An 8872-nucleotide genomic window follows, 5' to 3' on the forward strand; every position below is an offset into this window, starting at 1 on the left:
CCCCCGACCACGGCCGCCGCAGAGGAGCCGAGACCGCGGGAATGCGGGATGGCGTTGCGGCAGCGCACCACCAAGCCTGCGGCACCGACCCCCACCGCCTGCAGCCCGCGTCGGACAGCGCGCACCACCAGATGCTCCGGACCCAGCGGCACCTGGTCGGCGCCTTCGCCCTCGACCAACACAATCAAGCCGGAATCCGTTGTTTCCACGACGATCTCGTCGCAAAGATTCAATGCCAGACCGATGCTGTCGAAACCGGGGCCGAGGTTAGCGCTAGACGCCGACACAACGGCGCTCGCCACCAGCCCGGCGGGCAGCATCCGGGTCACCAACGGCCTTCCATTAGGCCAGTCCTAATTTTTCGACGACGAGCGCGGGATCGACAGGCAGTGGGGACACGCTCGGCATATCCTTCAGCGCGGTGTCGGGATCCTTGAGACCATTGCCGGTCACCGTACACACCACCGTCGACCCACGGGCCACCCAGCCGTCGTCAACGGCCTTGAGGAGGCCAGCGATGCTGGCCGCGGATGCGGGCTCGACGAAGACGCCCTCGGCGCGGGCCACCAGGTGGTACGCGGCCAGGATCTCCTCGTCGGTCGCGGCCAGGAAGCGCCCTTTGGATTGCTGCTGCGCCTCGACGGCAGCCGTCCACGACGCCGGTGCGCCGATGCGGATCGCGGTCGCGATGGTCTCCGGGTGGCTGACCGGATGGCCGAGCACCAGGGGTGCCGCCCCGGCCGCCTGGGTCCCCAGCATGCGGGGCAGCTTGTCGATCACGCCTTCGTGGTGATACTCGGTGTAGCCCTTCCAGTAGGCGGTGATGTTGCCGGCGTTGCCGACGGGCAAGGCATGCACGTCTGGCGCGCTGCCCAGCGCGTCCACGATCTCGAACGCCGCCGTCTTCTGGCCCTCGATACGCACCGGGTTGACCGAGTTGACCAGCGAGATCGTCGGGAAGTCGGCGGCCATCTTGCGAGCCATTTCCAGGCAGTCGTCGAAGTTGCCGTCGATCTGGATGATCTTGGCGCCGTGCATGACGGCCTGCGCGAGCTTGCCCATCGCGATCTTGCCCTGCGGTATCAGCACCGCGCAGGTGATGCCGGCGCGGGCGGCATATGCCGCCGCCGAAGCCGAGGTATTTCCGGTGGATGCGCACAGCACGGCCTGCCGGCCACGGGCCACGGCGTCGGTGACCGCCATCGTCATGCCCCGGTCCTTGAAAGAGCCGGTGGGGTTGAGGCCTTCGACCTTGAGGTGGATCGTGCAGCCGGTCCGTTTCGAGAGTCGGGGGGCGGCAATCAGCGGGGTTCCACCCTCGAGCAGGGTGACCGGCGTCCAGTCGTCGCCAACCGGTAAGCGGTCGCGGTACGCCGCGATCACTCCCGGCCACGGTTGATGGGTGGCCGTCCGCGGGGCGCTCATAGGCTGGTTCCTTCCAATCGCAGCACGCTTGCGACACATTGCACGACGTCCAAATCGGCAAGGGCATGGACGGTTTCGGAGAGCGCGGCGTCGGTGGCGGTATGGGTGACCACCACGACCCGGGCTCCCACCCATCGCCCATCCTCGTCCACAACGCCTTCTTGACGGACCTCGGCGATGCTCACCTCGCGCTTGGCGAATTCGGCTGCCACTGAGGACAATGCGCCCGGCTCGTCAGCGACGTTCATGCTGACGTAATAGCGGGTGGAGATCAAACCCATTGGCGCGATGGGCAGTTGGGCGTACTTCGACTCCTTTGGCCCGCGGCTGCCCAGGACACGGTTGCGGGCGGCCATCACCAAGTCGCCGGTGACCGCCGATGCGGTCGGCGCCCCGCCGGCCCCCTGGCCGTAGAACATCAGCCGCCCCGCGGCCGCGGCCTCGACCACTACCGCGTTGAACGCCCCGCTGACCGTGGCAAGCGGATGCGACAAGGGCACCAGCGCCGGATAGACGCGAGCCGAAACCCGTTCCTGACCGTCGTCTCCCGCGACGCGCTCGCAGATGGACAACAGTTTGATGGTGCAGCCGAGGGCTCGCGCGGATGCGAAGTCTGCAGGCGTGATCTTGGTGATCCCCTCGCGGTAGACGTCGTCGGCGGTCACCCGGGTGTGGAATGCGATGGACGCCAGGATGGCGGCCTTGGCCGCGGCGTCGTAGCCTTCGACGTCGGCGGTGGGGTCGGCCTCGGCATAGCCCAGTGCACTGGCGTCAGCCAGCGCGCTGTCGTAGTCGGCGCCGGTGCTGTCCATCTCGGAAAGGATGTAGTTGGTGGTGCCGTTCACGATGCCGGCCACCCGCAACACCGTGTCGCCCGCCAGCGATTGGGTGAGCGGGCGAATCACCGGGATGGCGCCCGCGACCGCGGCCTCGAAATAAAGGTCGACATGGGCGTTTTCGGCCGACTGCGCCAGTTCTCCGGTGGAGGTGGACAACAGGGCCTTGTTGGCAGTGACGACGGACTTGCCGTGTTCGAGCGCGGACAGGATCGCCTTACGGGACGGCTCCACCGGGCCCATCACTTCGACGACGATGTCGACGTCCTCGCGTGAGACGAGCTCCTCGACGTTGTCGGTGAGCAGGCCGACCGGAACGCCGCGGTCGGCGGCGACGCGCCGAACTCCGATGCCGCGCAACACCAATGGGGCGCCGACACGAGCCGCAAGGTCGTCAGCGCTTTCGTCGATGATTCGGACGACTTCGCTGCCGACGTTGCCCAACCCGAGCACTGCCACGCCTATCGGCTTTTCGTCACCGGTCACGGGTCACCTCACTTCCAGACTCAGCAGATCGTCGACCGTCTCACGACGCAGGATCATCCGGGCGCGCCCAGCGCGCACGGCTACCACGGCGGGGCGGCCGATCATGTTGTAACGGCTCGACAGCGAATAGCAATAGGCACCGGTGGCGGCGACCCCAAGCAGGTCGCCGGGGCGCAGGTCGCCGGGCACCCAGGTGTCGCGAACGACGATGTCGCCGGTTTCGCAGTGCTTTCCGACGATGCGGGCCAGCTCTGCCGGTGCATCGCTGAGTCGCGATACCAGCCGGGCGTCGTACTGCGCGTCGTAGAGCGCGGTGCGGATGTTGTCGCTCATGCCGCCGTCGACGCTGACGTAGCGCCGGTGCGCCGTGGTGCTCACGTCGACATCCTTCACGGTGCCGACTTCGTACAGCGTGATGGTGCCGGGTCCGGCGATGGCACGTCCGGGCTCGACCACCAGGCTGGGGGTGGGCAGCCCCACGGCCGCCGACTCGTTGCGCACGATGGCGCTCAGCTTGGCGGCCAGTTCGGCCACCGGCGGCGGGTCGTCGGGCGCCAGGTACGAGATGCCAAAGCCGCCGCCGAGATCGACGGTCGATAGTTGCGCCGTCTTGTCGACGCCGAAATCGCCGACAATCTGCCGCAGCAGGCCGATGACTCGGTGGGCGGCGAGTTCGAAGCCGGCGACGTCGAAGATCTGCGAACCGATATGGCTGTGCAACCCGACCAGCCGCAGGTGATCGGTGGCGAACACCCGGCGCACCGCCGCCATCGCCGCGCCGCTGGCCACCGACAGCCCGAACTTTTGGTCCTCGTGAGCGGTGGCGATGAACTCATGCGTGTGCGCCTCGACACCGACGGTGAGACGTACCAGCACATCCTGGACGATGCCCGCCTCGCCCGCGATGGCTTCGAGGCGCTCGATTTCGCTCATCGAGTCCAAAACGATGTGGCCCACTCCGGCTTTCACCGCGGCGGTCAATTCTGCGACGGATTTGTTGTTGCCGTGGAAGGTGATCCGCTCCGGTGGAAAGTTGGCGTGCAGCGCGACGGCCAGTTCCCCGCCGGTGCAGACGTCCAGCGAGAGGCCTTCTTCGTTGATCCAGCGCGCTATTTCGCTGCACAGGAATGCCTTGGCGGCATAGTGCACATTCTTGCCCCCGCCGAAGGCGGCCGCCATGTCTTGGCAGCGAGAGCGAAAGTCGTCCTCGTCGATGACGAACAACGGAGTCCCATACTCCTGAGCGAGACGGGTCACCGGGACTCCCGCGATGACCGCGACTCCGGTTTCGTCGCGAGTTGTGTTGAGTGGCCAGACATTCGGCGCCAACCGCAACAGCGCTTCGGGGGATTGTGGCCGCAGCGGGCCTTCGGCGTGCCGGGGAGCGGAGGGATGGGCGTTCACATTCGCTCCGGGGCGTTTACGCCAAGTATTCCCAGCCCGTTGGCGATGACCTGCCGGGTGGCCTGGCACAGCGCCAGACGCGCGGTGTGCAGGTCGGTGGGCCGCTCGTCGCCCTGGGGCAAGACCCGGCACGAGTCGTAGAACCGGTGGTAGTCACCGGCGAGGTCTTCCAGGTAGCGGCAGACCCGGTGTGGTTCCCGCAGTGACGCCGCCGTTTCCAGGACCCGCGGGAACTCGCCGATGGTGCGGAGCAGCGCACCCTCTTTGTCGTGGCTGAGCAGGTCGAGGTGTGCGGTGTCGGGGATCAGGCCCAGCTCGGCGGCGTTTCGGGCCAGCGCCGACAACCGGGCATGGGCGTATTGCACGTAATAGACCGGGTTTTCGTTCGACGCCGAGGACCACAGTTCCAGATCGATGTCGATCGCGGTGTCCACCGATGAGCGGATCAGGCTGTAGCGGGCAGCATCGACGCCGATCGCCTCGACCAGGTCGTCGAGCGTGATCACGGTTCCGGCCCGCTTGCTCATCCGAACCGGCTGGCCGTCACGGACCAGGTTGACCATCTGCCCGATGAGCACCTCGACGTGGGCCGGGTCGTCGCCGAAGGCCGCGGCCGCGGCCTTGAGGCGGGCGATATATCCGTGGTGGTCGGCGCCGAGCATGTAGATGCACAGGTCGAAACCGCGTTGTCTTTTGTCCAGGTAGTAGGCGATATCACCGGCGATATACGCGGGATTGCCGTCGCTCTTGATCACGACCCGGTCCTTGTCGTCACCAAAAGCGCTGGTGCGCAACCAGGTTGCGCCGTCCTTCTCGTAGATGTTGCCAGTACCGCGCAGCCTGGCGATGGCCTGGTCGACACGGCCGCTGGTGTGCATCGAGTCTTCGTGGGTGTAGACGTCGAAGTCGGTGCCGAACTCGTGCAGCGACTCTTTGATGTGGGTGAACATCAGGTCGACACCGATTTCGCGGAAGGTCTCGCGTAGCTCGGGCTCTGGCAGGCTGAGCGCGTCGGGCGCCTTCTGCAAAACCTGCGCGGCGATGTCGGTGATGTAGGTCCCCGCGTAGCCGTCGTTAGGGATGGGTTCGCCCTTGGCCGCGGCGATCAACGAGCTGACGAAGCGGTCGATCTGGGCGCCGTGGTCGTTGAAATAGTATTCGCGCAGTACGTCGGCGCCCTGCGTCGACAGCAACCGGCCCAACGCGTCGCCGACGGCGGCCCACCGGGTGCCCCCGATGTGGATGGGTCCGGTCGGGTTGGCCGAGACGAATTCCAGGTTGATCTTGTGCCCGGCGAGCGCGTCGGAGTAGCCAAACTGGTCGCCGGCGTCGATCACGTTGTTGACGACCACGGCCTGCGCCGACGCCTCGAGGCGCATGTTGATGAAGCCGGGCCCGGCCACCTCTGCCGAGGCGATGCCGTCGGCCCGCGACAGCGCCTCGGCCAGCCATCCGGCCAGTTCACGCGGGTTCGCGCCGACCTTTTTGCCGAGCTGCAGCGCCAGGTTGCTCGCGTAATCGCCGTGCCCGGGGTTGCGCGGCCGCTCCACGGTGACCGTCGGCGGCACCGCCGCAGCGTCCAGCCCGCGCTCGGCCAGCACCGCGGCAGCGGTGGCTTTGAGCAGGTCAGCCAGGTCGGCGGGGGTCACGAACGTTCATCCTATGGGCTGGGGTGCTCGCGCCCCGAATCCATCGCGGTGGCCGAGCAGTCACCGCGATACGCTAGTCTGTCCCTGCTTGTTCGAAGCCCAATGGCGCAACATCTATGTCGGTGCGCCCCCGTAGCTCAGGGGATAGAGCGTCTGCCTCCGGAGCAGAAGGCCGCAGGTTCGAATCCTGCCGGGGGCACCCATCTGACCAGCATTTTCAAGCTATCGCTGGTCGCCGTGAGCCCCGAAAGCGGCGTCAGTGACACGAGGGTGACACAAGTCATGCGAAACTCCTCCCCTGGACCGTTCATCAGCTAATTCCGCTGGTCACAACCGCGCCCAAGCTCTTCCCAGCATCGCGCAGCGCCTCATCCTGGGAATGCGCGTAGATCCGCGCTGTAATCGACGCATCGGCGTGGCCGAGCCACTTCGCGATCACCGCCAACGGCACCCCACGTAAATGCAATGCAGTACCGCACGAGTGGCGGGCATCGTGCAGCCGAATCGGGCGCACGCCGGCCGCCTTAGTCAGCTTGTGCCACCTACGTGTCAGCGTGTCAGGCGTGTAGGGCTGGCCTATCTCATTGACCGCCACGTAGCCACTGTCAGCGTGCGGGGCACCCAGCGCCAGCCGTTCCTCGGCGTACCGGGCCGATGCCCGGCGTAGGACGCTCACCAAGCCGTCGTCGAGCGGCAGCGTGCGCCGCGACGACAGCGTCTTGGGGTCACCCTCGACTACATTGCCCGCGCCGGCTTGTACCCGGTTGCGCAAGACGGTGATCGTTCCGGCGCCCAGATCGACATCCGACCACCGCAACCCGGCGATCTCTCCTCTGCGCAGGCCAGACAGGGCTAAATACCAAAGGTGACCGTTACGGTCCTTGTCCGCGGCACGCAGCACGCGGCGGATCTCATCGGGTGTGTAGGTACTCATCTCCTGATGCACGCGCGGAACTTTCTTCATCGCGGCGGCCATGTTGCGCGACAGCTCCCGGCGCTCAATGCCGTAGTCCAGCACGGCGCGCCACGCGTCGACGGCTTTGTTGAGCGACCGCGGCGACCATGCGCGCCGCTCGTGACCTTTGGCGGTCGTCGAGCCGCCGTCCCGAAGATCGGTCAGCAGCCGGTCAAGATCCGGCCGGGTGAGCCTCTGCACCGGCATGCCGCCGTGACGCTCCCGAAGCGGCGCCAGCGCATACCCGTAAGCATTCAGCGTCGTCGCGCGCGCATTGTGTAGCGATGCTAGCCAGTCCGCGCACAGCTCTTCCACTGTGAGCGCCTTGCGCGGCACGAACTGATCAGTGGCCGCCTGCTGCCCAATCTCGGCCAGCGCGTCGCGGGCTTGCTTCTCAGTGGCGTACCGGCGGCCCACCTGCTGGCGTTGCCCGGTCTCCGGATTCACGCCGCCGTCGATCCGAAGTTGGTACCGCGCAACGGTTTTCCCGGTCTTACGGTCAAGAATCTCGATTTTCTTGATCTGCGGAGGTAGCTGCTGCCTACTCATCGTTTTCCCCCTCGCTGCTGACTGAAGCTACGCCCAATCGCTCACAGAGATCGGCGATCCGAAGGCGGATCATCGCCCCCTGCGTTTCAAGCTCGGCAACCACCCTGCGGTCTTCTGGGCTGGCCGCCTTGGCGGTGGCGAGTAGGCGTTCCAGGTCATGCTGATCGCGCTCCCGAACGGCCGCTACTAGTTGGGTGCCAAGGTTCGGCTCAGGGGCGCTTAGACGCTTCAAGTCGGCACGACGCAGCGGTAGCGGCCTTTCCCCGGCGAGCCACTTGACCGCGTCATAGTTGCTCGCCTGCCGGTCGTCAGGCAGCAATTCGACGTTCCCCAGCGGGAACCCTGGAAAGACCAAGAGTGCCGGTGGAATATCCAGCGCTGCAGCCAGCACCAGGAGCTCGGCAACGTCTAACTTGCCAGCCCGAAGGTTGCCTTCAATTTTCGAAATCGCCACGCGCGTAACGTGATGACCCAATCCTTTGGTGCGCTCCGCGAGCTGCTGTGCGGTCAATCCCAGGGCCTTGCGCCGTGCCCGTATGGCCAATCCGGCGCGTTTGGACAGACCCTTCTCCCACTTTTTGGCGTCTGGATCAATGTTTGGCAACGCGACACGTCCACGTATGTTCTGGCGCATTCCAGCACGGCCGTATAAGTTTCATACCAGCACACTAGCGTATAAGTGTGTCGCATTCCAGAGCATCGGAGGATTTCATGCCAGAACTAGCGGAAGCTGCGGCGGCAGCGACGACCCAATGCACGCCGGCACTAGCGGCGACGACGCCGGCTGTCGCGCGTCTGAACAGCGTCGAGGACGTCATGGAGCGCCTGAAACTAGGCCGGTCCAAGGTTTACGAGGAGCTGGGTAGCGGCCGACTTCGCTCGATCAAAGTAGGCCGCAGACGGCTGGTAAGTGAGGCCGCGATCGTCGACTTCATCAACCACCTCGAGGCCGGCGGTCCGGCGTGACTATCCGCACCTTCTCCGGTACCCACCCCTTCCATCCGACCGTGCTCAGCGACACCGACGCCGACATTGAGGGCAATTCCGATGACATCATCTCGGACATCGAGCACGGCATCTGCCCAAGGTGCGGAGGTCCGTTGCCGACCATGCCCGAGTTCCCAGCGGGGTCGAGGATCACCAAATGCCGCTCCATACCGATCTGCGGCAGATGCGGCAGCGACGAGGTCAACGAACAATGCATGGCCGAGGCGGGTATCGGCTGGGGGCTGTCATCGGCAGGCGAATGGCCGGTCCCCACTGAGCACATCGAGGAGCGCCGTGCCTGCTGGGACGCGCACAGCAGGCCAGCGATCTTGACCGTGACCGATGGGGACTTGCACCTGCTCGATGAGGACGGCGTCGCCCGGGTGATCAACCCGCTGAACACCGGCGGGTGGGCGCGGTACGGCGGAATCGACGGGGGTGGCGACGATGCCGCCTAGACCGAAGTTACGGCAGCTGAAATAGGTGAATCCCGGGGTGACCTGGGGATTGGCTGGTTTCGTGGGGTGGTTGTTCTGGCTACGCGGCGGCGGTGAGCGGTATCGGGGTGTCGAGCAGGTCGA

Annotated in this window: 9 protein-coding genes and 1 tRNA gene; 3 read left to right on the forward strand and 7 right to left on the reverse strand. The window is 66.0% G+C overall.

Translation table 11 applies throughout. The annotated features are described in order from the left end of the window. The 5 genes from ACLP4W_RS29585 to argS form a co-directional block, all read right to left on the reverse strand. Positions 1-332 (reverse strand): GHMP family kinase ATP-binding protein (locus ACLP4W_RS29585; RefSeq protein ID WP_442391075.1); only part of this gene is annotated, 332 nt, incomplete at its 3' end. Between the two features lie 10 nt (positions 333-342). After that, positions 343-1425, reverse strand: a complete 1083-nt coding sequence (thrC, locus tag ACLP4W_RS29590; protein WP_442391077.1) for a threonine synthase — start codon at positions 1423-1425, stop codon at positions 343-345. Continuing rightward, positions 1422-2747 carry a homoserine dehydrogenase gene (locus ACLP4W_RS29595; RefSeq protein ID WP_442391079.1) on the reverse strand — a complete coding sequence of 442 codons (1326 nt, stop codon included), beginning with the start codon at positions 2745-2747 and terminating at the stop codon, positions 1422-1424. Before ACLP4W_RS29595 ends, thrC begins: the two co-directional genes overlap by 4 nt. Positions 2748-2750: 3 nt before the next feature. Next, positions 2751-4109, reverse strand: a complete 1359-nt coding sequence (gene lysA / locus ACLP4W_RS29600; RefSeq protein ID WP_442391091.1) for a diaminopimelate decarboxylase — start codon at positions 4107-4109, stop codon at positions 2751-2753. A 38-nt stretch (positions 4110-4147) separates the two neighbouring features. Beyond that, complete coding sequence (gene argS / locus ACLP4W_RS29605; RefSeq protein WP_442391081.1) at positions 4148-5800, reverse strand: arginine--tRNA ligase; 1653 nt, start codon at positions 5798-5800, stop codon at positions 4148-4150. A gap of 126 nt (positions 5801-5926) precedes the next feature. Here argS and ACLP4W_RS29610 point away from each other — a divergent pair. Continuing rightward, positions 5927-5999: transfer RNA gene (locus ACLP4W_RS29610), tRNA-Arg, on the forward strand. A 111-nt stretch (positions 6000-6110) separates the two neighbouring features. Here ACLP4W_RS29610 and ACLP4W_RS29615 read toward each other — a convergent pair. Together ACLP4W_RS29615 and ACLP4W_RS29620 are read right to left on the reverse strand one after the other, a co-directional pair. Next, the gene (locus ACLP4W_RS29615) at positions 6111-7304 is read right to left on the reverse strand and encodes a tyrosine-type recombinase/integrase (protein WP_442391083.1); all 1194 of its coding nucleotides are present in this window, start codon (positions 7302-7304) and stop codon (positions 6111-6113) included. Beyond that, positions 7297-7938, reverse strand: coding sequence for a helix-turn-helix domain-containing protein (locus ACLP4W_RS29620; protein ID WP_442391085.1), 642 nt, complete (start codon positions 7936-7938; stop codon positions 7297-7299). The genes ACLP4W_RS29615 and ACLP4W_RS29620 overlap by 8 nt, the downstream gene beginning before the upstream one ends. A 77-nt stretch (positions 7939-8015) precedes the next feature. Here ACLP4W_RS29620 and ACLP4W_RS29625 point away from each other — a divergent pair, with 77 nt between their 5' ends. Further along, a complete protein-coding gene (locus ACLP4W_RS29625; RefSeq protein ID WP_442391087.1) occupies positions 8016-8270 on the forward strand; it encodes a helix-turn-helix domain-containing protein in 255 nt (84 codons plus the stop codon). Further along, a complete protein-coding gene (locus ACLP4W_RS29630) occupies positions 8267-8749 on the forward strand; it encodes a hypothetical protein (protein ID WP_442391089.1) in 483 nt (160 codons plus the stop codon). Before ACLP4W_RS29625 ends, ACLP4W_RS29630 begins: the two co-directional genes overlap by 4 nt. Positions 8750-8872 lie beyond the last annotated feature (123 nt).

Origin of the sequence: Mycobacterium sp. (genome assembly GCF_052145595.1) — a bacterium.
Taxonomy (GTDB): Bacteria; Actinomycetota; Actinomycetes; order Mycobacteriales; family Mycobacteriaceae; genus Mycobacterium.